The 21541-nt window shown below is 69.1% G+C and carries 18 protein-coding genes and 1 pseudogene; 8 read left to right on the forward strand and 11 right to left on the reverse strand.

The genetic code is table 11. The annotated features are described in order from the left end of the window. Positions 1-914: 914 nt before the first annotated feature. Positions 915-1043, forward strand: coding sequence for a hypothetical protein (locus ENSA7_RS45815; RefSeq protein ID WP_280524021.1), 129 nt, complete (start codon positions 915-917; stop codon positions 1041-1043). A gap of 418 nt (positions 1044-1461) precedes the next feature. Here ENSA7_RS45815 and ENSA7_RS43935 read toward each other — a convergent pair whose 3' ends face one another. After that, positions 1462-2259 (reverse strand): hypothetical protein, encoded by a 798-nt coding sequence (locus ENSA7_RS43935; RefSeq protein WP_181233928.1) that lies wholly within the window; start codon positions 2257-2259, stop codon positions 1462-1464. Positions 2260-2695: 436 nt separating this feature from the next. Between ENSA7_RS43935 and ENSA7_RS46385 the strand changes: the two are divergent. From ENSA7_RS46385 to ENSA7_RS45820, 6 genes and pseudogenes are all read left to right on the forward strand, one after another. Continuing rightward, positions 2696-3221, forward strand: a pseudogene (locus ENSA7_RS46385) (Aq_097 family APC-type transporter). Further along, positions 3131-3325, forward strand: coding sequence for a hypothetical protein (locus ENSA7_RS42340; RefSeq protein ID WP_146157896.1), 195 nt, complete (start codon positions 3131-3133; stop codon positions 3323-3325). The pseudogene ENSA7_RS46385 and the gene ENSA7_RS42340 overlap by 91 nt, the downstream one beginning before the upstream one ends. 56 nt (positions 3326-3381) lie before the next feature. Beyond that, positions 3382-4050, forward strand: coding sequence for a class I SAM-dependent methyltransferase (locus tag ENSA7_RS19905; protein ID WP_106090894.1), 669 nt, complete (start codon positions 3382-3384; stop codon positions 4048-4050). Then, complete coding sequence (locus tag ENSA7_RS19910; RefSeq protein ID WP_106090895.1) at positions 4047-4265, forward strand: hypothetical protein; 219 nt, start codon at positions 4047-4049, stop codon at positions 4263-4265. The genes ENSA7_RS19905 and ENSA7_RS19910 overlap by 4 nt, the downstream gene beginning before the upstream one ends. Before the next feature lie 356 nt (positions 4266-4621). Then, on the forward strand, positions 4622-4912 hold the full coding sequence (locus ENSA7_RS19915) for a hypothetical protein (protein ID WP_146157897.1): 291 nt from the start codon (positions 4622-4624) through the stop codon (positions 4910-4912). A gap of 1050 nt (positions 4913-5962) precedes the next feature. Further along, positions 5963-6091 carry an RNA-binding protein gene (locus tag ENSA7_RS45820; protein WP_280524022.1) on the forward strand — a complete coding sequence of 43 codons (129 nt, stop codon included), beginning with the start codon at positions 5963-5965 and terminating at the stop codon, positions 6089-6091. Between the two features lie 41 nt (positions 6092-6132). Here the strand turns inward: ENSA7_RS45820 and ENSA7_RS19920 are convergent, their stop codons facing one another. From ENSA7_RS19920 to ENSA7_RS19935, 4 genes are all read right to left on the reverse strand, one after another. Then, a complete protein-coding gene (locus ENSA7_RS19920; RefSeq protein ID WP_146157898.1) occupies positions 6133-8376 on the reverse strand; it encodes a hypothetical protein in 2244 nt (747 codons plus the stop codon). Beyond that, a complete protein-coding gene (locus ENSA7_RS19925) occupies positions 8373-10610 on the reverse strand; it encodes a Gldg family protein (RefSeq protein WP_106090898.1) in 2238 nt (745 codons plus the stop codon). Before ENSA7_RS19925 ends, ENSA7_RS19920 begins: the two co-directional genes overlap by 4 nt. Continuing rightward, a complete protein-coding gene (locus ENSA7_RS19930) occupies positions 10607-11845 on the reverse strand; it encodes an ABC transporter ATP-binding protein (RefSeq protein WP_106090899.1) in 1239 nt (412 codons plus the stop codon). Before ENSA7_RS19930 ends, ENSA7_RS19925 begins: the two co-directional genes overlap by 4 nt. Positions 11846-11911: 66 nt before the next feature. Further along, complete coding sequence (locus tag ENSA7_RS19935) at positions 11912-13015, reverse strand: hypothetical protein (protein ID WP_146157899.1); 1104 nt, start codon at positions 13013-13015, stop codon at positions 11912-11914. Between the two features lie 81 nt (positions 13016-13096). Between ENSA7_RS19935 and ENSA7_RS19940 the strand changes: the two genes are divergently transcribed. Beyond that, the gene (locus ENSA7_RS19940) at positions 13097-14776 is read left to right on the forward strand and encodes a hypothetical protein (protein ID WP_146157900.1); all 1680 of its coding nucleotides are present in this window, start codon (positions 13097-13099) and stop codon (positions 14774-14776) included. 22 nt (positions 14777-14798) lie between these two features. Here the strand turns inward: ENSA7_RS19940 and ENSA7_RS19945 are convergent, their stop codons facing one another. From ENSA7_RS19945 to ENSA7_RS19965, 6 genes are all read right to left on the reverse strand, one after another. After that, the gene (locus tag ENSA7_RS19945; RefSeq protein ID WP_106090902.1) at positions 14799-16388 is read right to left on the reverse strand and encodes an NAD(P)H-hydrate dehydratase; all 1590 of its coding nucleotides are present in this window, start codon (positions 16386-16388) and stop codon (positions 14799-14801) included. Between the two features lie 29 nt (positions 16389-16417). Then, complete coding sequence (glmM, locus tag ENSA7_RS19950) at positions 16418-17779, reverse strand: phosphoglucosamine mutase (protein ID WP_106090903.1); 1362 nt, start codon at positions 17777-17779, stop codon at positions 16418-16420. Between the two features lie 15 nt (positions 17780-17794). Then, complete coding sequence (locus ENSA7_RS45825) at positions 17795-17920, reverse strand: hypothetical protein (RefSeq protein ID WP_280524023.1); 126 nt, start codon at positions 17918-17920, stop codon at positions 17795-17797. Positions 17921-17925: 5 nt separating this feature from the next. After that, a complete protein-coding gene (locus ENSA7_RS19955) occupies positions 17926-18951 on the reverse strand; it encodes a YbbR-like domain-containing protein (protein WP_106090904.1) in 1026 nt (341 codons plus the stop codon). Further along, complete coding sequence (locus ENSA7_RS19960; protein WP_106090905.1) at positions 18951-19829, reverse strand: diadenylate cyclase; 879 nt, start codon at positions 19827-19829, stop codon at positions 18951-18953. Before ENSA7_RS19960 ends, ENSA7_RS19955 begins: the two co-directional genes overlap by 1 nt. Positions 19830-19912: 83 nt before the next feature. Then, the gene (locus tag ENSA7_RS19965; protein ID WP_244923848.1) at positions 19913-21247 is read right to left on the reverse strand and encodes an FHA and sigma-54 interaction domain-containing protein; all 1335 of its coding nucleotides are present in this window, start codon (positions 21245-21247) and stop codon (positions 19913-19915) included. Positions 21248-21541 lie beyond the last annotated feature (294 nt).

A 21541-nucleotide genomic window follows, 5' to 3' on the forward strand; every position in this document is an offset into this window, starting at 1 on the left:
CCATGGATCGCTGGTGCCGGAGGTCTTGTCGCCTCGCCGCAGCAAGCGTCCCTCGCCAAGCGTCGCGAGTAGCTTTGTGCGGTCCATCGCCGCAGCCCCAGGTGGTGAACTTGGTGCTGCAGCTGCTCGTGGGCCACGAGCTTCGGCGTTGGTGCAGCGGCAACACTCCGGCACGGATCATCACGAAGTAACTCGAGGGCCACGGCCCCGCCCTGCGAGGTGTCCAGCCTGCGACGCGCCAGGCGTCGACGGCGACCGCGTGGTCCTTCATGGCCACGGTCGACGGGAGCGCCGAGTCGGGATCCCCGTCGACGTCGGCGGCAACGTCGAGCAGATCGAGCTACTGCTGCGCCGTTACGCGTGCCAGTGCTGCGAGGCGATCCGGTCTTGCCCCCACTTCTGCTCTGGAAAAATGACCCAGGCCAGATCCTCGATCCCGTCCGAAGCCTCGCCAGGATCAGACATTCCGCGCACCGCTCGCAGACGCGACAAAGCCCCGCCGGCGACCGCCGACGGGGCTTCGTCTGTTCGGCCGCGCTCACGCGGCGAGGTCGGGCTGAGGCGTCCGCAGCGACTGCCCCGTCGATGCGGACCGTATGGCAATGATGCGGACGGGTGTTGGTCGGAATTCCGCGTTCTCTGGTGACCGTCAACAACGAGCACGAGCCCCGCAGCCAGCAAGCCGGGCGGGCTGACTCATCGGAGCGAGTTGCCAAAACTCGACGCCGGTCGGAACCGCGGCGAGATGACAGCGGATGCCCGCGCAATTTGAGCGGCGTCAACACCAAAATATATACTTTCGAAACGTCTTGACTCTTGGTATCGAAGAGATTCACCGAGATCATCGGATGCGCTGGATGACTCGTCTTAGTATGGACATTACCCACCACCTACCACCACCACGGAGAATCACAATGGAACTCAAACTGATCCTCACCGCTCTCACCATCACTGGCGGCTGTGCCTTGGAGGAGGAGCCATGGGACTCGGAAGACGTCATGCTCCTCGGCACCGAGATCACCGAGATCACCGAGATCACCTAGATCACCTAGATCACCGAGGGCACACTCGTTGAGGGCACACTCGTCGAGGATGTCACACTCCCGGAAGGCCTCCCGAACGACGATCTGCCAGTAACCGTCTGGAGCGAGAGCGAAGCAGAGCAGCTTGAGATTGCATCCGAAGACAACTTCCAAGAAGGTTCGGGGTGCTGGGTCACGCTGGACTACTGCACGCCATATACGTGCTCATGGACAAACTGCACCTTGGGGCAGGCCATTGCCGCCTGCGACTCTCTATACTGTCAGTACTGCACCACCGCCTGTTGAGGGACACACCTCAGCGGCTCGCGGGGCTTGTACCTCGAGTTAGGTAGGTCCCCCATCGTGGGGGCACCAAGTGTGGTGCCCCCACCGACAAATCTGTATGACAGAGAGCCCCAAGTTTGAGGGGCCCTCATGACTACATGATTGTGTCGAAGCTGCCGTCGATGACCTCGATGCAGCCACCGTCGGGAACCGGGGTCGACTCGTATGTGTTTGGGTTGATGGTTACTTCTACGAGGGTGAGGCCGGTGATGGTGCCCTCGACCTGATTGAGCTCCGGGCCGACGTCGGTGATCTCGAGGGTGCCGCCGGTCTGGAAGTAGGTCTTTGCGTTGTCCTCGACCATTAACACGCAGGTCAGGCAGGTTGCGAAGTTTGCCTCTTGCGGGCTGGTGAGGTCGACGCTGTCGACCATCTGCGAGCCGTAGAACTGCACCAACAGTACATCGGGGTTCATCATGTCGCCCAGATCGGGATCGATGGCCGACTCGATGTCGCTGAAGCCGTTTATGGCGTCGGAGGTGCCGGCCAGCCACTCGACTGCGGTGATGACCTCACAGAGCCCGTCGCCGTCACCGTCGCCGTCGCCGTCGCCGTCGCCGTCGCCGGTATCGCCGTCGCCGTCGCCGGTATCGCCGTCGCCGTCGCCGGTATCGCCGTCGCCGTCGCCGTCGCCGGAATCACCGTCGCCGTCGCCGGAATCACCGTCGCCGTCGCCGGGATCGCCGTCGCCGTCGCCGGTATCGCCGTCGCCATCGCCATCGCCATCGCCATCGCCATCGCCATCGCCATCGCCTGTATCGCCATCGCCTGTATCGCCGTCGCCTGTATCGCCGGTATCGCCGCCGATGCCAGTCAAGCTGAGCAGACCAGTGTCATCAGCGTCGGGGCCCGTGCAGGCGGTGAAGCACAGGCCCAACGAGAGGGCGGCCATCGAAGTACGCAGGGAAGATAGGTTTTTCATAGTTGTCGCTTTCGACCGACCATCATGGTTCGGATTGCCGAGCAGGGTATCAGACCCAGCGGAGCCAGTCACGATCCCAGCGGCCCAGCGGCCCACTGGCCGCTGAAATCCGGCAGAGTTCGGGCTCGCCCGCGTTGAAGCAGGGGCGACCTGGTCCACTTCGCTGCGAGCCTGGCTCGTACCGCGAGCACGCCGTGGTAGCAGATCATTTGAAGTGTGGTGGCGGGAGCCTGCCGCCCGTAGCAAGACCCCAACGCCGGCTGCTCGTCGGCGGCATCGTCAAAGCTGTCGAGCGAGCGACCGCAGCACGCGAGCACGCGAGCGATGGCGTCCCGCGGCCCGAGCTGTCAGCTTGACGCGGTGCCTCCATTGTCGCTAAGCGGATGAGTCGTACGCTACCATCACCATCGTCGTCGCGGAACTGCTCGCTATCGTGAGCGTGGCAGGGGGCTTGAAGCGCCTAGAGTCCGCGGAGACCCTCACCGTCACCATCAAGCTGGCGATCGTCACCTCGTTCCTGGTGGGGATGGGAATCTACGCTGACACGCTCTGGACCGCGGGAGACCTGCCGTCGAACGTCGTCGCACCCGCCGGTTGGCACGGGCTCTTTCTCGCATTTGGCCTGGTCATCTGCGTTCGAGGTTTTGACCTCGCGCTACCTTGGGGAGGAGTACGACGGCGCGACGCGTATGCGCACGATGAAGATCGCCCAATGGGTCTCCACGCTCATCTACGTCATCTACGTCATCTACGCCGCGCTGCTCTCGCTCGTGTTTCATGGCGAGTCGCTCTCGACCGATGAGACGGCGACCATTTCGGCCTCGGCTGAGCGGGCGACCCCGTGGGCGCGGCGGGGATCGTGGTGTTACCCAACGGCACGGTGGTGTTGCGCTCGGGCCCAATCCGGCTGGCGTTCGACATGGCCGGGCTGATGCGGCGAGACCCGGACACCAAGGCTGCGCTCGCGGCGTTCGAGGGCCGCTACGACCGGGAGGGTCGCTCGCGCCACAGCCATCAGTCTTCGGGTCCTCGCTAGGAGATCAACACGCAAGAGCTTTTTATGAGGAGGACTGAGATGATCCGGGAGGCTACATGAACCTTGGCGTCGAGGATCTCCGCGCGCTCACCCACCTGAGCGACACCGGCTTGCTTACCTTGTTCGGTCGCGCGAAGGACAGTCGCGAGGCCGAGGTCATCGACGACCCCACGGCCGAGCGCATCGTGGATGCGTTGACGCCGGTGCTGGCACGCTCGGATCGCCCGATGCATCAGCGCCTGGCCCACGGCAAGGTCGCGCCACAGCTCGCCGCCTACATGGGGCTGCGGGCCCGTCACTTCGACGATCGGGCGCTCGACTTTTTCTCCCGCCGGGGAGAGGCCGTGGTCGTGAACATGGGCTGCGGGCTCGACAGTCGGTTTCATCGGCTTCGGGCGCGGCTCGGGGATCGCCTGGAGTCGGCGGCCTTCGAGCTGATCGATGTCGACTTGCCCGGGGTCATCGAGGTCAAGCGCCGGGTGCTCCCGCCCGAGCCTGGCTACCGCCAGCTCGCCGCGGACGTGACCAAGCTGAGCTGGCTCGACGAGCTGCCGTGGTCGCGGCCGATGATCTTCTTGGCCGAGGGGCTGCTGATGTACCTCCCACCCGAGGCCGTGCGCGCGCTGGTCGTGCAGCTACGCGCGCGCGCGCCCGGATGCGAGCTGGTCGCGAGGTGTTCAACCGGCGCTGGCTCGAGGGCTGGCGCGGTCGGTTGGTGCGCATGAAGCTCGGCACGAGCTTCGACATCGACGGGAGCGTCGGCTTTCAGTTCGGGATCAGCGGCGGCGCGGAGCTCGAGGGGTGGGCGGACGGGATCGAGACCCTCGGCGAGTGGTCGTTCGCGGACGAGCGATCGCCGAGGCTGCGGGGGATCAACTGGATGCGGCGCTTCGGTCGGCTGCGGCAGCGGCAGTGGGTCGTGCACTGGCGACTCGGATAGCTGGGCATCGGGGTGAGTCCTGGTCGGCTGAGCACGGGAGCAAATGCCTGATGCGGCTCGGTGCTCGGAGCAGGTCTCCTCTACTCGAGCGGCCTGCTCTCGGTTCACGAGCCACGCAGGGGCGCTGCCCGACGCGCTGGGCCGTCTCGGGGGCTGCGGTCAGGCAAGCATCCTCGATGTGGCCTCGCCCTCTTTGCTTGCCGCCGCTGCGGCGAGTCGATGCGTGCTCGCTGCCCACGCCAACCGGAGCGAATGGATGCCAGCTCGCTGGCCGGAGTCCGCGTAGGTAGACGAGGACGGCCGCCAGGCCGCCCGCAGTCAAGGCGCGGCCCGAGGTCGTGCCAGGTCCAGTGTTGGTGGCCAACGAGCCGACGCAGATACGCTTGTCGTTCGACGGCGAGGCGACCGAGCTCGAGGTGCTCGCCAAGCGAGCCTCACGACTCCCCTGGGCGTGGCTGCTTCAGAGGGTGTTCGCGGTCGACATCATGACCTGCCCCAGCTGCCGCGGTGCGATGCGCGTGGTCAAGATAGCCAACAAGCCCGACGACATCGCGCGGGTGCTCACCGACTTGGGTCTCGGTCCCCGCCTGCCCCCGCGGCCGGGGCTAGCCCCAACTGACCAGCTCGAACTCGATCTCGCGGCGTGACCGACCCGACCCTGACCAGGCCGAGATGGTCGAGATGGTCGAGCCGTGGCTCGGCTCAGGGACACAGGCAGGTTCGGCGCGAGGCCGCGCCGAACGGGAGTGTCGTTGGGGGCTCGTTCGCCACCCGACCCGCCCGGGCCCACTTCGCCTGCCGTTCCACACGCCGAGAATGAGCGGCGCGACGTTCACCCAACCCCGACAGGTCACAAAAGACGATTCGCTACTCGGTCTTCTACCGCTGCGCCGCGCTGGCCCAAGCGGAAAAAAACGGTGCGCGTTCTCGTTTTGGGCTGCGCTAGCTCGCCGTCGACGACGCGCGAGCTCACTTTCCGCATGTGGCCTTGCCGTCATCCAGCGTCCAGACATCGCCGCATTCGAGGCTGGCACAGCAGGATGTGTTCTATGGATAGGATCTTGCATCCTTCGCCGCTCGCGGTCTTGGGGTCGAGTTCGGCTGCTGGGGCTTCGAGTCGGGTCCCGCCGCGGGATTGTCCGATTCGTGCTGTCCAGCTATAGGAGCCCCGAACGTCTCCACCATCCGCGCAACGCTTGAACCACAAGCACACGCCTTGGCAAATCAGGGCAACAGCGCCCGCCGATCAGTTGTACAGAAAACAAACTGGGCCCCTCCTCCTCGGCCACCAGTTCGCTGAACACCCACTACGAAATGACTGAACAGGACCTCGAGCATTTGCTCGCTCTCATCGTCGGTTGATAGTAGGGCCTTCTCCTTGGCTGCTGCAGACCATCCATCGACCCGGAAACGGTGTTTGTTTTACATCCCTGAGGGCCTGCATGTACGGCAGCGGGAAACTGACTCACGAGCTGATTGAGGACAGAATGCTCGGCGAAGGAATGACCGAGGATGAGCTCTCGACATCGACATCGATCTGGGCCGCCGAGTCCACACCACCGCCCGCGTCCGGCTGCTGGGCGTCGACACCCCCCGAGACCTACGGGGTACCGCGCAACGGAGCCGAGTGACGTCGCGGACAAGCGGCGAAGTCATTCGCCGACGCGTGGCTGGCCAAGCATACACCGGCGCTGCGGGTGCGGACGTACCGGGATCGCACGGGCAAGTACGGGCGCTGGCTGGTGGAGATCGAAGACCCGAACACGGGCGAGCAGCTCGGCGATCACCTGGTCGAAGCTGGCTACGCCAAACGAGTGGACTGGTAGACAGCGAGCGTCACGCCGTGACGACGCTCCGCTGCTAGCCCTCAGTCGAGATCGATCGCGCCTGGATCGAAGTCGTCAGCTGGCGACTCGCCCGGCGCGAGATCGTTGGTGGGCGCGGGTCCGCTTCGCTGCACGTAGTACCAGTCGGCCCCGCGCAGGCGGGCCCAGCCCTCGCCGATCTCGACCTGGGCGGGCGGACCGAACTCGCGGCGCACGTCCAGGATCCAGGCGGGCTCACCGGGGGGCTGCCCGGCCCGGACCCCGTCCGAGCGCCAGTCGATCCACTCTCGCAGGCGCTGCTCGAGGGCCGGATCCTGCACCGGCTGGTCGTCGCTGGTGACGAACATCTGATCGCGCCTGCGCAGGAACAGACGCTCCTGCCCGCCGGCGTCGCTGACCTCCACGCCGCGCGATCGCTCGAGCCAAAACCGAAGGGGATCGTCGAAGAACAGATCCTCGCCCAGCGCCGCGCAGGTGGCCTTGGCGACCAGCGCGGGCCGGTGGCCCTCGACCTCGACCACGCAGTCGGGGAACACCGTGACCTCGACGCTGCGCCGCAGCCCTTGGTCCGGCACGATCTCGGCGAGGATCCGGCGCAGCGGCGGCACGCTCGGCGCCGCGACCCAGGCCTCGGCCCGGAGCTGACGCAGGGCCCACAGCACGTTCTCGAGCCGGACCTCGTCGATCGCCCCGCTGTCGTCGACGTGCGCGGGGGCGTCGAGCTGCCAGGTCCCCATGTCGGAGTGGACGCTCTGCCGAACCGTGCGGGACTCGACGTCGGCGGGCGGCAAGATCTCGAGCTCGCGGATCTCACCGGGGTTGATCTCGGTCAGCCGACGCGCGGCGAAGGTCTCGGCGTCGAACGCCAGGTTGACGGGGAGCTCACCCAACAGCCGCAGCATCGGCCCGTCATCGCGCACGCACAGCGGCTCGCCGTCCAGATCACAGGTGACGCGCAGCTCTTCGCCCGTGTCTGCGTGGACGACCACCACCCAGTCGGGTGACCACTCGAGCGCGGGGTCGGGTCCACCATCCGCGCCAGACTCGACCGCCAGCAGCGAGACCTCGAGCCGGCCGAGCGCTTGATACCAACGCCGCACCTCCTCCTCGGGCAGGGCCTCGACGCCGGTCTCGTCTTCCCCGGTGTAGAACCACTCACCGCCGCGCCGCATCAGCTTGCGCGCGGCCGGGCGCTCGAGATCGATGCCGACGATCCGGCCGTAGTCGTGCGGGACCAGGCGCGGCTCGAGCATCCCGGCGATCGGAGACAGCAGCGGCCAGCGCTCGAGCAGCTCGGCGGGGACGCACCCGAGCAGCCCCGGCCCGCGGTCGACCAGGCGCTTGCTGGGCTCGCCCGGGCACGCGCCGCCCAGATGCAGCGCCCGCGAGCCGCCGTCTAACGTGGTGACCACGAGCCACGGTCGCAGCGACTCCGAGGCGACCGCGTCGCGCTCGACGAAGGGATCGAGCTGGGCCCGCAGCAGCCTGCGGATCCGGAATTCGACGGCCTCGGTGGCCAGCAGCGCCGGGGTCCCGCCCTCGCGGACCCGCCAAAACCCGTCGTCGCTGCGACCCAACATCAGCTCGTCGCCCCACGCGAGGCCGGTCACGAATTCGACATCGACGGGCAACAGCCGCTTCGACAGCCAGCTCTTGGGCGGCTGCTCGACCAGGGTCAGCATCTCGGTCTCGACCACCCAGGTGTCGCCGCTGACCTCGAAGGATCCGTAGACGCCGCCGCCCGTGGCCGCGCTGCCGAGCTCGAGCGTGAGGTTCTCGCCGGGCAGGCTGATGCGGATCACCCCGCCCTGCCCCACGCCCTGGACCTTGCCGGTCGAGCGTCGCGCCGTCGCCAGGCGCAGCGACGACCACAGGCCTTCGAAGTCCTCGTTCGCGACGGGACCGAGCACCTCGTCCCCGTGCATGAGCTGATGGCCGCCCCCGGGCGCCGGGACCACCCGGACCACCGGGCCGTCAGCGGCCTGCAGCTCGATGGTCGCCTTGCTTGGATCGGCGTCGACCAGGGTCGGGAACACCCGCCGACCGCCCAGGCGATTGTTGACCAGCAGCGCGCCGTCGTCGGGCTTGGCGAAGGGATCGGCCCACGCCAGCGCGATCGCCAGGCCAGCGAGCGCGAGCGCGGAGATGGTCCCGGCGCGCGGTCGGATCGGACCGACCCCGCGGATCCGACGGCGCGACTTGCTGCGCTGGCGCGCGACCGCGGCGTCGTGCTCGCCCAAGGGCCTCGCGGGCGGCTTGCCGGGCGGCTTGGCGGGGGTGGTCATTGCCGGCGCCTCCACAGCACCAACAGGCCCAGACCGATCGCAAACCCCGGCAGCCCAAACAGGCACATCCAGGTCATCCGCTGCAGCTGCTCGGGCAGCAGGACCAGCTTGACGTGCTCGCGATCGCGCGGGCGGATCCCCATCAACACCTCGCGCTGGGTCAGCCACCCAATCAGGTTCAAGATCAGATCCCGGTTGTGCGAGTAGGCCACGTCTTCACGCAGCCAGGCGTTGAGCGCGAAGTGATCCGAGGCGACCACGACCAGCCGCGAGTCACCGCGCACGCCCGCGGCCGCGACCGGGATCGGTCCGCGTCGATCGCCGTCGTCGTTGGGATCGAGCTGCCCGCTCAGCTGAAACTCGAGCAGCCCGGACTCGGCCCAGCCCTGCTCGGAGCTCGACGCCAAGGTCACGGCGTCGCCGTCGACCCACAGCTCGCGGACCTCGAACAGCGCGACCGGCTGCAGCACCAGACTGCGCACCGCCGCGTGATCAGCCCAGCCCTCGACGACCGTGAACCCGACCTTGCTGGTCCCGCCCGGGACCTCGTGCGGATCGACGACCAGGCGATCGCCAAAGTGGATGCCGTACTCGGCGGTCAGCGGCTCGAGGCCGTGATCGGCCAGCATCGGCTTGCCCGGCACGTACTTGGCCCCGGCCAGGATCAGCAGGTCCTTGCCGCGGGCGGCGAACCGGCGGATCGCCGCGACTTCATCGGACGCGAACACCCCGGTCGGGCCCGCGATCAACAGCACGTCACACTCGGCCAGCGCCGCGTCGTTGTCGAGGTTGGCCTGCTTGGTCTCGAGGTTGGCGTCGCGCAGAAGATCGCGCAGGTGGGCGTAGCCGTTGAAGGGCTCGAGATCGTCGAACGCCGGCTCGCCGTGGCCCTGCGTGTAGCAGACCGCGATCGACAGCGGATCCGAGACCTCGAGGAACTTGCCGAGCAGCGCCTCTTCACCGCGGAACGACTTCACGCGTGGACCGTTGGCCTGGACCTCGGGGCCGGTCGCGTAGGTCACCAGCTCGTTGGGCAACAGGTGGGCCCGGCGCAGCCCGCTGCCCTGCCCCGCCCGGATCAACACCACGCCATCCGGCAGCTCGCGCCCGCTCAGGCCGAAGTCCTCGATCAGCCGCTCGGCCTCCTGCCGATCCACGTCTGGGTCGACCGTGCTGACCCGCAACAAGCCCTGCTTGGTCGCGCCGCCCATCCGCGTGAGCACCTCGCGCAGCTCCCCGCGCACGGGGTTGGGTCGGCCATTGCCGATCGTCGTGGGCACCACGATGACGACGTCGACAGGATCGACGAGTCGATCGAGGACGTCCTTGGCCCGATCCGAGAGCGTGTAGACCTGGCCCGCCGTCCAGTCGTCGCGCTCGGCGTGACGTCCGGCGAACACCGCGAGGTGCCCCGCCGCCACGCAGATCATGGCGGTCTGCAGGACCGACTGCCAGTCACGCCGGGGGTTGATCGCCGTGATCGCGACCGAGATCGCCGCGACCACGACCGCGAGGTGCAGCCACACCCAGCGCCCGTCGACGATGCCCTGGGCCAGCTCCTGCATCATCCCGAGCAGCGAGGTCCAGCTGAGGATCTTCGCCAGCCACACGTCGACCTGATCGGTCAGCAGCCCCGCGAGCAGCACGATCGTGCAGCTCACGAAGGTCCCGATCGCGGCCGCGAGCTGGCTGCGGGCGAACGCCGAGAACACCAAGCCGACCGCGAGGAAGCTGGCCCCGACCAGAAACGTGCCCAGGTAGCCCGACAAGATCGGCCCGAGATCCGGGGCCATCGTCGGCCCCGACGCCCCGCGCAGCAGCAGGTAGAAGCTGCCCGTCGGCAGCCACAGGGCCACGTAGAAGCCGAGCGCGCCCAGGTACTTGCCGATCACCACCTGCGAGGGCTGCAGCGGGGCCGTGAGCAGGGCCTCGAGGGTGCCCTGGCGGCGCTCCTCGGCGATCAGACGCATGCTGACGGCGGCGCAGATGAACACCACGGGCAGCCAGAAGATGAAGATGCTGCCGCCGAAGAAGAACTGCATCACCGGCCCGCGCGCAGCGAGCGGCTGGTTGAGCACCGACAGCAGCACCGAGAAATTCCAGCCCTGGTTGAGCAGGAACAAGGTCCCGACCAGGTACGCCAGCGGGGTCACGAACAGCGACAGCAGCTCGCGCCCGGTGATCGCCAGCGTCCCCCGCAGCCAGTGTCCGATCCGCTGCAGCAGCGCGCTCACGCGTCCCCCTCGCTGAAACCCGTGACCACCGCGAAGCGCTCTTCGAGGCGTCGGCGGCCGGGCTCGAGTCGGGCCAGCGGTAGCTCGAACTCGAGGCTCGCGCGGCCGATCGCTGCGGCCAAGTCCTCCATTGCGACGCCCTGGCAGGTGACCGCGGCCCGCAACGCCACGCCCCCGACCGCCCGGCTCGCCGCGGCACCATCCGCCCGGACCGCCGCGGCACCATCCGCCCGGACCGCCGCGGCACCATCCGCCCGGCTCGCCGCGGCACCATCCGCCCGGCTCGCCGCGGCACTATCTTCGGTCCGGCTCGCCGCGCCGTCTGGCCGGCTCGCGGCAGCGTCCGCCCCGGCCGTGGCCTGACCCTCGCGCGCCGCGGGTCGGCCGCCTCGGCCGTCCCGCCCGCTCGACCGGCCGTCGCGCGCCGTGATCTCGAGCTGCGGTGGATCGTCGCGCCCGAGTGAGGCCCACGCCGCCCCCACGCACGCCCGGATCGCGGCACCGTCCGCGCCGATCCACTCGACAAACAGCGTGTCGGTCGCGAGCGCCGTGTTGACGGTCTCGTCGGCCACGACCTGGCCACGCGACAAGATGATCACGCGATCACACAGGGCCTCGACCTCGGCCAGAATGTGCGAGCTGAAGATCAGCGTTTGGTTGCCGCCCAAATTCTTGAGCATCGCGCGGATCCCTTGGACCTGGTTGGGATCCAGGCCCACGGTCGGCTCGTCGAGCACGACCAGCGGCGGCGAGCCCAAGAGCGCGTCGGCGATGCCCACCCGCTGGCGATAGCCACGGCTGAGCCGAGCGATCGGCGTCTCGGCCATGCCCTCGAGCCCCGACAGCCCGATCACCCGCTCGAGCTCGGCCCCGAGCTCACGCCGAGGCACCCGCTTGATCTTGGCCCGGAACTCCAGGTGCTCGCGCACGCGCAGCTCCTGATACAGCGGAACTTGCTCGAGCAAGTAGCCAACGAGCTCGCGGACCTCGAGCGACTGGGTCGCTACCGAAAAGTCGCCGACCCGCACGACCGTGTCTCGGCCCCGCGGGACCGGCAGGTAGCCGCAGCAGATCCGCATCAGCGTGCTCTTTCCGGCGCCGTTGGGTCCGAGCAGCCCAACCCGTTCACCCGGGGCGACCCGAAACCCGACGCCGTGCAGCGCCGGGTCCTCGGACCCTGGGTAGTGGAAGGTCAGGTTACTGACCTCGAGTGAGGCGGGGGGGCGTGCGGGCATGGCTCGCTGCGCGGAGGTGTACCGCGAAGCAGCCCCGGCCCCAATGGGCCCGCACGCATCGGCCCCTCACTTGGGCGCAGCGGGAGCGGCGGGATCTACCACTGCTCCGTCGGCCGCTGCTTGGTCGGCCGCTGCGTTGTCGGCCGGTGCTCCGTCGGCGCCGGGTTGATCCCCCGCCGGCTCTGCAGCCCCGGCGGCCGCTGCTTGGGCCGCCGCCTCGGCCTCGACCTGCTTGGCGATCGCCTCGGGGACGGGACCGGGCGCGGTCTCGATCGGATCGCGCTGGATCTCGGCCAGCGCCCACTCGATCGCCTGCTTGACCTCGGCGACCGGCTCGGTTGCGAGCTTGGCCTCGAGCAGCTTTTGATAGCCGAGTAACCGCTGCTCCCCCATGATCGCGGCGACGCGCTCGCGCACGACCGGCGAGGTCTCCGAGTCCAGCGCATACAGCAGCGCCAACGCCGTGCCGTTGTCCACGGCGGGGGCCAGGGCCTCGGCGCACGCCGCTCGCTCGGCCTCGTCCTTGACGTACTCACCCTCGTGCTTGAGCGTCAGACCGTCGAGCAGGCCCTTGCGGCGCAGCTCGTAGGCCCCGTAGGTCTTGGCGGCTTCCTCGAGATCTCCACCCTTGACCTGGAATTCGCCGAGCAGCAGCCAGCCGACCAGGTCATCGGGGATCATCTCGACGACGATCCACTGCTCGGCGATCGCCTCGTCCCACTTTTGATCTTTGGACAGCGCCAGGGCCAGCACGATGTGGGGTGCGGCCTCCTCGGGGATCAGCTCGATCGCCTGGCGATAGAACGAGATCGCCGATCGCTGATCATCGCGGGCCTCGTGCATGCCGCCGAGCAGCAAGCTGGCGTTCGCGCGCAGGTGGACGTCCTCGGACTCGCTGGCGACCCGCATCAGGTCGGCCTTGATCTCCTGGAACGCCGCGTCTGGCAGCTCGATCGTGGCCTCGAACCGGCCCTTGCTGGCGACGTAGAGCGCCTCGAGCTCGGCCTGGGTCAGCGCGGGCAAAGCCGGTGGTTTGTCGGCGTCTGGCCCGGCGTCGGCCTTGTCGGCGTTGGCCCCAGGCTCGGCGTCTTTACCGCAGCCCGCGCTGAGGCAGACACACAGACAGGCGACGACACTCGAGGCAGCGATCCTTGCGGTCAATGAAGACATCTTGGAAGCATCTTGGGGGCCGGACACGGACACTCCCCAAAGGTTGCCACAGTCCTGCGCTTTTGTTGTACCGTCGTTGTCGTGGGTATGAGAGGCGGCGGGTTCTCACAGGTGCTGGCGACCGTCGCCATCGCGGCCTCGCTGGGCGCCTGCGACCTCGAACCGTGCGGACCGCTCGACCTCGTCGGCACCCAGACGCGCGGCTTCGATCGCCAAGGGCCCACGGTGATCGCGGTCAGCGACGGTGCCCAGGTCGAGGTCGTCCGCACCTGTGCCCGCGCCGACTGCGGGTTCGCCGAGCTCGAGATCCAGTCGCTGCCGCTGCGCGCTCCGCCGGATCAGATCATGCTCACGGCGTCGGGCCGATGGCTGACCTACCGGGTCGGGTCCGGGGCGTACCGGATCGATCTCGACGCGACGCAGTCACAGAGCCCCGGCGGGCTCGGCACCCAGAGCGCCAACGACGTCGGTGTGCCCGGCAACATCGACGAGCTAGTTGGCTCCCTGCGTGGCGGCGACTGGCTGATCTACCGCACGTACGGAGCCGGCGGCACCCACGACGCGGAGCCTCGCAGCGAGCTGTGGGCCGTGTACGTCGGCGAGCTGGCCGAGGGCGAGGCCGCCCAACAATTTCGGCTGGGCGCGGGTCACGATCTGCGGGTCGTCGCCATGGGACACCGCCACATCGTCGCGCGCGAGCGGCTCGACGAGGGCCGCGAGGATCTCTACCTCGTGCGCGTGGCCCCAGCGCGGCGGGTCGACATCCTCGCCGGGTCCGCGGTCGGCGATCCGCTCCACCTCACCAGCGGTGACTCGTTTCGCCGCGTGATGATCACCGAGGGGCCCTCCCCCGCCGAGATCGACGACTCGACCGAGCCCCACGCCGAGGTCCCGACCGACGTCCAGGTGATCGCCACGACGGGCGAGGGCGCGAGCGCACGCACCCTGATCTTCGCCGTCGCCGACCTCGATCACGTCGCCAATTTCAGCGGTGAGGTGGTGACCTCGCTCAACCCCCTCGAGGACGTGCCTGGCCTCAGCCCGGTCTCCCCCGACGGCAAGCACCTGGCCTACGTCACGACTCGCGGGGACCTGGCGCTGCGCAACCTCGACGACCAGCGGTCGTGCATGGTTCGACCCGCCAGCGCCACGCGCCACGTGCTCGCGGGGTTCGCCGCCGACGGCACGATCTACCTCCAGGCCGAGGAGAGCGGGCACGAGGCCGTCTACGCCTATCAAGCCGACACCCAGGTGTTCACGCCGCTGACCGGCAGCGACCAACAGTGGCGCCTGCAAGCGGTGCCGCCCAGGCGCTACGAGCTCGACGACGACGAGCACCCCCCGCTGCCGTGGGCGATCGTCCGCGGTGACGATGAGCTCGCCGCCCGCGGCCCCGGCACCGGGCCCAAGAACCTCTCGTACGAGCAAGCCAGCTTCTTGCCCCGCGGCGACGAGACGCTGTGGCTGCTCGAGGCCAACAACGACGGCAGTCATCTCGATCTGCGCCGGATCCAGCCGATCGCCAGCGGCAACGTGCTCGGCTTCGACACCACCGACGCCGATCCAACGGTGTGTCGCGGCGCCGACTGCAAGTCGCCGAAGCCCTACTCGCACGAGTACTCGTCGCCCCTCACGACGGTCTGCGTGTCCGTCTCACAGTCGGCGATCGACACCACGCCGTGGGCCACACAGTGCTCGGAGCCGACCAAGCCCAAGCGCTACCTCGACAGCGGACCGCCCGCGGGCGAGCTCGGGCCCTGAACTCGGGCCCTCGAGTACTGGTTTAGCCGCGCACCAGCCTCGGCCAGTCCGGGATGGTCGGGTCGGCCACGGCCTGCATGAACGCCGTCGGCAGGGTGTCGGCGATGTCCATCGCCAGCGTGCCGTTGACGCTCAGGCAGTCGCCTGCGAGCGCGTGCACGTAGACACCCACGCACGCGGCCGTCCAGGCATCGAGCCCGCGCGCGAGCAACGCAGCGATCGCCCCGGCCAGCACATCACCGGATCCCGCGGTCGCCAACGCCGGGCCTCCACGCGTACAGATCGCCAGGCAGCTCCCCGCCCCTGCTCCGGCGGCGCGAGCGACGATGGTTCCTTGGCCCTTGAGCACCACCACCGCGCGTGTCGCCAGCGCGAGCTGCTCGGCGGCCGCGCGTCGATCAGCCTGGACGCGCGCGCTGGTCCAGGCTCGCTCGGGCGCGACCCGGTCCAGCATGCGCGCCGCCTCGCCAGGGTGCGGGGTCAAGATCCGCGGACCGGCCCCCGGCGCCAAGTGGTAGTGCTCGAGGCCGCTGGCGTCCCAAACCATCGGCCTCGCGTCGCTGCGCTGCAGGTCGTCGAGCGCCTGCTGATCTGCGTCGACCAGGCCCGGACCCACGACCAGCACGTCGGCTTGCGGGATCACCCACGCGTGCTCGGGAGCCGCCAGCATCAGCTCGGGACGCAGCTCGATCAGCGCATGACGAAGCTGAAGGTCGAGCGGCGCGAGCGTGGCCAGGCCCGCGCCGCTGCGCATCGCCGCCGTCGCCGCCAGGATCGCCGCACCCGGTGTGCCGCCGCCACCACCGATCACGCCCACGTGGCCGCGCTGGCCCTTATGTGCCGGGTAGTGTGCTGGGTAGTGCGCCGGGGAGTGTGCTGGGCTCGAGAGCGGCGCGAGCCAGCGGGCCACCCACGCCGGATCAATGAGCTCGATCTGCTCGGGCTCCTCGACCGCCACCAAGCCGATCTCGGCGACCACCAACTCACCGACATGATCGCGGGCCGGCGTGAGGTGCAGGCCCGGCTTGCTCCGCTGAAACGTCACCGTCAGCGCCGCGCTCGCGACCGCGCCCGGCACCGCCCCCGAGTCGACGTCGACGCCGCTGGGGAGATCGACGGCGACGGTGATCAGGCGCTCGCGACCTAGCTCATCGACCGCCACCGCCAGCCACTGCAGCGCAGCCGCGACGGCCCCACGCGGCGCCCCGCGGCTGCCCGTGCCCAACAGCGCGTCCACGATGATCGTCGCGTCCGCGGGCGCTGGCGGGAGCTCGGTGACGACCTCCACGCCATGCGCACGCGCGAGCTGCAGCTGGGCCGCCACCGCGGCGTTGTGGCGCCCGCCGACCATCACCGCGACGACCGCTCGCTCGCGCCCATGCAGCTGCCGAGCGATCGCTAGCCCATCACCGCCGTTGTTGCCCGGCCCGACCAAGATCACGATCTGCTCGACCCCGCGCGCGTCCGCGAGTCGCTCGACCTCCGCGCTCACGCACAGCGCCGCGCGCTCCATCAACACCGATGACGGCATCTCCAGCTGCTCGATCGTGTGCCGATCCGCGGCCGCGGCCACGCTCGCGGTCCACAGCCTCGCTGGCGCCGACGTTCGCACAGTCGAAGTGTACAGCCGGTCGACCCGGCTCAGCTCAGCTTCGCGGCGATCTCGGCGATCGCAACTTCTGCGATCTCCTCGACCGCTTGCGCGAGCGCGCGCTCGTCGGTGCCCTCGACCATCACCCGCAGCTTCGACTCCGTGCCCGAGTAGCGCACGACCACCCGGCCCTCGTCGCCGAGCCGCTGCTCGACCGCCGCGATCGCCTGGTTCGCGCGCTCGAGCTGCGCGAGCGGGATCTTGCGGAGCACCGTGAAGCTGCGTGAGACCTGGGGATAGCGGGTCATCACCGCCGCCAGCTCGGCCAGCGTCTTTTGCTCGCGGACCATCACCGTGAGCACCTTCAGGGCCGCGACCAGACCATCGCCAGTCGTCGCGTGCTCGAGGCAGATCAGGTGCCCCGACTGCTCACCGCCCAGGTTGCAGCCGCGCTCGCGCATGGCCTCGACGACGTAGCGATCGCCGACGGGGGTGCGCACCAGGTTCACGCCGACCTGCGCCAGGCTGCGCTCGAGCCCGATGTTGGACATGACCGTCGCGACCACGGCGTCGCCCGTCAGCTGGCCACGCGTCGCCAGGTCGCGCCCAATGATCGCCAGCAGCGCGTCGCCGTCGACGATCTGCCCGCGGTTGTCGCAGACCACCGCCCGGTCCGCGTCGCCGTCCAGGGCGACACCAAAGTCGGCCCGATACTCTCGAACCGCGTGCGAGAGCTGCTCGGGATGCATCGCGCCGAACCCCGCGTTGATGTTGGTGCCGTCGGGCTCGACGCCGATCCGCACGACGTCCGCCCCGAGCTCCTCGAAGATCTTCGGCGCAATCTTGTAGGCGGCCCCGTGCGCACAGTCGACCACGACCCGCAGCCCGTCGAGGCCAAACTCCTGCGGCAGCACGTGCTTGACGTGGGTGATGTAGCGCCCGCCCGCGTCCTCGAGCCGAAACGCCTTGCCGATGTTCTCACCGTGGGCGAGCCGGTCATCGACCGCGCCCCGCTCCATCAGCGACTCGATGTGGCTCTCGACCGCGTCGGGCAGCTTGAACCCGTCGTTGGCGAACAGCTTGAACCCGTTGTCCTCGAACGGGTTGTGGCTGGCCGAGATCACCACCCCCGCGTCGGCGCGCATCGACTTGGCCAGGTACGCGACCCCAGGCGTCGGCAGCGGCCCGGTCAGCATCACGTCGACCCCCAGCGCACACAGCCCCGACGCGAGCGCGGTCTCGAGCATGTAACCGCTGCGCCGCGTGTCCTTGCCGACCACGACCTTGCCCTCGCGTCCAAAGTGCGCGGCGACGGCCATTCCAAACCGCATCGCCACGTCTGGGGTCATGGGGTGGACGTTCGCGCGACCGCGGATCCCATCGGTGCCGAAGAGCTTGCGTTGCTTGGCCACGCGGCGGAGCTTACCTCAGCCGAACCGCCTCGCTTCGGCCCGATCCGTGACCAGCTCCGTGACCAGAACCGTGACCAGCTCCGTGACCAGCTCCGCGACCAAATCCGTGACCAGATCCAAGCCCGAGCGCCGACCCCTCACCGCCCTCAGTCGGGCGCGTCAGGCAGCTCGACACCCTGCGGCGACAGGCGCAGGCGGATCAGCGGCGGCACGATCGACAGCTGCTCGGCCGCGGCGGTCGGGACCTCGGAACCCCACTCGAAGCGAACGGTCACGGAGATCGGCGCCCCGCGCTTGCTGGCGGTCTCGACCTCGATCATCGGGCGCAGCGGGTGCTCGAGGCCGGTCAGAGCCGAGAGCCTGGCGCGAGGTCCCCGCACGCTGACCCGCTCGGCGCCGGGCAGCACGCTCGGCGCGAGCTCGGGCAACGCCTCGCGCAGGGCCTCGCCGGTCTCGACCTCGAGTTCGATCTCGCCGATCACGTCCGCGACCTCCGCGACCACCCGGACCGACGGAAGGTCGCCGGTCGGGACGCCGAAAAACAGCAGTCGCACCGGGGGTGGCTCGAGCGAGACCTGGGTCTGCACGCTCGCGGTCGCGCCGTCGATGTCGACCGCCCGCGTGTACAGCTGATCGACGCCCTTCAGGTCGGACACGGGCGCGCGCACGATCCAGCTGTCTGGCTCGACCCGGGTCGCCACCAGCCTATGATCCGGATCGACCGCGCCGACGACGACCGGAACGATCGTCAGCTTGCGCTCGATGACCGCCTCGAACCGCAGGTCGACATGATCGTAGTCGAGCGCGTCGAGCACGACACCCGGCGGCATCACGATCGCGGCCGGATCGAGCTCCATCGGCCCGGGCCGGACCTCGCGCAGATCCAGGGTCGCCGTGCCCAGCTCCACGGCGGCGATCCGGTTGACGTTGACCCACGGCCCCCGCAGGCGCAGCTCGACGGTCTCCGGCGGCGCGGTCAGCAGCACGCGATCGGGATCGTCGACGACGCGCAGGGGGATCGTGAAGCTGCGGGTGACCTCGTCGCGCGTCACGATGAACACGATCAGCGCGAGGAAGAACGCCATGATCTTGGTGCCCCAGTGCTTGGTCGCGACCTCGACGGCGACGGCGCCCGCGCGGCCCAGCCAGCTGCGGGGTGCATCCTCTGCCATCAGCCGTTCCCCCGTGAGCCCGCGCTGGTGCTGGCGCTGGCGGGCAGCTCGGACCCGTCGGCGTCCAGCTGCATGTCCGCCCGGCTCGTCGCCGCCCCCGCGGCCACGGTTGGCGCCGGGCGATCGATCCACGCGTAGATCTGGCGCTCGAGCCCTGCCGAGTCGACCGGCTCGCTGATCACGCCGCCCTCGACCACGCGGATGTCACCGCGCTCCTCGGACAGCGCGATCACCAGCGCATCGCACTCCTCGCTGACCCCGATCGCGCCGCGATGACGGGTCCCAAACCGTGGGTCGAGATCGCGGGTCGACAGCGGACACACGACCCCCGCACGATCGATCCGAAACTCGCGGATCAAGATCGCCCCATCGTGGGCGGTGTTGAGCGAGTGCGGGAGCGTGAGCGCGACCAGGGTCTCGGTGACCAGCGGCGCGTCGATCCGCTTGCCGACGTCGGTGCAGACCTCCAGCACGTCGAGCTCCCCCTCGAGGATGAACAGCGCCCCGACTCGCGCCTTGGCCAGCCGCTCGCACGAGCTGATCAGGGTCTCGACCGCGGTCTCGGCTGCCGCGCGGCGCGACTGCGGCATCAAGCGCTGGCCCACCCGGACCAACAGGCGCCGCAGCTCCTGATGAAACACCACGATCAGGATGATGATGATGTACTCGAGGAAGTACTTGAGCAGGACGCCGACGCCGACGATCTCGAGCTCACGCGCGACGAACCCGGCGGCGGCCAGCAGCGCGACCAAGATCAGCACGGGCAGCGCGCGCGTGCCCTTGAGCTGACGCAAGACCGCGTAGGCGAGCACGAACAGCAGCGCGAAGTCGACGACGTCGCGCCAGGTCAGCGCCGAGAGCAGATCAGCGAGGGTCACGCCTGCATCCTCCGCGCTCGATCAGCGGACACCAGGTCGGGCCTCGAGGGCGTGCTCGGGGTCGTGAGGCATGGCAAATGGGCTCAGCGGCTGGCGAACTGCTTGGCGTCGATACCATAGCGACGCAGGAGCTTGTGCAGGTACTTCCGATCCATGTCCGCCTCGCGGGCACCACGAGAGATGTTGCCGCCCGCGCGCTCGAGCAACCAGTGCAGGTAGGCCTCCTCGAATCGCTCGACCGCCCGCTCCTTCTGCTCCCGGAAGGTCAAGGTTGGGTCGAAGGACACCACCCGCGCGTCGGCCTCGGCGCGACGATCGGACGCCATCAGATCGATGACGCCATCCGGTGACAGGTAGGCGCTGCGCTCGACCACGTTGCGAAGCTCGCGGACGTTGCCTGGCCAGTCGTAGCCGAGCAGCCGCGCCATCGCCTCGGGCCCGGGCGGACGCCACATCCCCGGCGGCAGCCGCCGCGAGAAGGCCTCGATCAGCATCGCAATGTCGTCGCGTCGCTCACGCAGCGGCGGCAGCTCGCAGTTGACGACGGCGAGCCGGAAGTAGAGGTCTTCCCGGAACGCCTCGTCGTCACCCGGCGTCAGCAGCTCGCGGTTGCTCGCCGCGAGCACGCGGACATCGACGGCGAGCTCCTCGCTGCCACCGACCTGGCGAAACCGGCCGCTCTCGAGCACGCGCAGCAGCTTGGGCTGAAGATCGGCCGGCAGCTCACCGACCTCATCGAGCAGCAGCGTGCCGCGATCGGCGAGCGCGAACGCACCGCGACGACCAGGATCGTCGCGCACGCCAAACAGCTCGGTCTCGATCTGATCGGCCGCGAGCGCGCCGCAGTCGACGATCACAAACGGCTGCTCGCGGCGGCCCGACGCCTCGTGGATCGCTCGCGCCACCAGATCCTTGCCGGTGCCCGTGTCGCCGCGAATCAGCACGGGCACGTCGCGATCGGCGACCCGCTCGAGCACGGCGAACACCCGGCGCATGGCCAAGCTGCGCCCGAGCACGGGTCCAAACCGATCCGCCTCGCTCGGCAGCAGCTCGGGCTGACGGTCGCGGGGCACGAAGCGCAGCTCGAGCGCGCCGAGCCGCAGCTCGTCGCCGGGACGCAAGAACGCGTCTTTGATGCGCGAGCCGCCGAGGAAGGTACCGGCGGTCGACTCGCGATCGAGCAATCGATATCGCTCGCCTTCGCGGCGTATCTCGGCGTGAACGCGGCTGACCGAGTCATCGGGGAGCACGACCTCGCACTGGCGCGACCGACCCATCGTGACCACGGGTTTGACGATCTCGACCTCGCGCCCGCGCAGCTCACCCGACAGGATCAACAGCCGATACCCTTGGTGGGCGAGCTCGGTCTCGTCGTCCACAGCCACCGTCGATGAGACCTGCTCGTTGGTTCGCGCCACGCCACGAACGCTATCATTGGCGCGCCCCGACCGGCGCGCTCACCAACCAACGCAAAAGGGACGGCCTAGACCGTCCCTTTGGAACCCATGGCGAGCTCGCCCTCGCTGGCAGCTTGTACAGCGCCCTGTGCCCAGCCCGCGTCAGATGAAGAAGTCGATGACTGCGACGCCACGATCGGCACCAGACCCGGCGTCAGGCTCGGCTCGCTCGCGCTTGCTTGGCTCTCGCCACTCGGGAGCCTGGAGTGGGAGCTGAAGTACCGGCCGCTCTTCGATGAAGCGGGGGGGGGCGGG

Origin of the sequence: Enhygromyxa salina (assembly GCF_002994635.1) — a bacterium.
Lineage (GTDB): Bacteria > Myxococcota_A > Polyangia > Nannocystales > Nannocystaceae > Plesiocystis > Plesiocystis salina_B.